The sequence below is a fragment of the Vibrio sp. 704 genome (assembly GCF_033339295.1).
The window spans coordinates 1-938 of record NZ_JAWOUH010000181.1 but is presented as its reverse complement, the minus strand read 5'-3'; the positions used below and the strand labels follow the sequence as shown (position 1 = coordinate 938).

Genomic DNA, 938 nt, shown 5'->3' with positions numbered 1-938 from the left:
TCGAGTGATCTGCGCGCTGTATTTACCCGTCAACGATTCAGTGATGACGTTACTAAACCATCCTGCCAACATGTAAAGCAGAAACAAAAAGCCTACGGCAAGCACAATACGACCAACAACACCGACCGCACCATCGCTTTGAGTACCTTGCACCGTCATGCCCGCACCGACGGCGACTAAAAACAGAGCAAACGCGCCAATGATCGGCCAACTACTTTGAGCAGGAACGTAATAGGTTCCAGGTTTATTACTCATCAGTTCTCTCCTTACAGACACTATTTGGCCTGTATCTCACTCCTTGAGAGGCTAACTGCCTGTGGGAGGAGGAAGTTTGTAGAGTGTATAAGACAGCGTTAATGTATGTATTGAGTCCGGCAAATCGGGCTCAATATAGAAAATCAATGGCATCTGAGCGTGCTGCTTTCCATCCAGCGGCTGTTGCGTAAAACAAAAGCACTCTATTTTGTTGAAGTAAGCTGCACCGTTGCCGGGAGAAACGGAAGGCACCGCCTGCCCCACCAACCTTTGTCCACTTTCGTTAAATGCCAAGTATTCAGTTTGCACGACCTCACCTGGATGAACATTCATCGAAATGACTTTCGGCTTAAACTCCCACGGCATATCTGGGTTGACGTGTGCCATAAACTCCACACGAATCGTCCGGCTCAAATCGGGTTGCATCCCCGTAGGTTGAATCGCTGCAACATCACTGGTTTTACCGTTGATGCCTAACGCATCACACATCACGTCATAGAGCGGCACGAGCGCAAAACCGAACCCGAACATGACAAAAGTGGCCAGCACCAACTTTATCGTGAGCTTTTTGTGGGATGATTTGTCTGCCATGTCCTTCACCTCTCGTTCCGTTAATCCACTTTAGGCGGCGTACTAAAGGTGTGATGAGGCGCAGGGCTTGGCACAGTCCACTCTAATCCTTC

1 protein-coding gene and 1 pseudogene are annotated in these 938 nt (G+C 49.0%); both read right to left on the bottom strand.

The window, feature by feature from the left end; all coding sequences use genetic code 11:
- Nucleotides 1-255: pseudogene (locus tag R7R24_RS25325) on the bottom strand (cytochrome c oxidase subunit 3); the annotation flags it as partial.
- Nucleotides 256-306: 51 nt separating this feature from the next.
- Nucleotides 307-846, bottom strand: a complete 540-nt coding sequence (locus R7R24_RS25320; RefSeq protein WP_025605402.1) for a cytochrome c oxidase assembly protein — start codon at nt 844-846, stop codon at nt 307-309.
- Between the last annotated feature and the right edge of the window lie 92 nt (nt 847-938).

What these genes read in the sequence shown, in the direction of transcription:
- R7R24_RS25320 (WP_025605402.1), bottom strand. Translation starts at nt 846, where the DNA reads ATGGCAGACAAATCATCCCACAAAAAGCTCACGATAAAGTTGGTGCTG.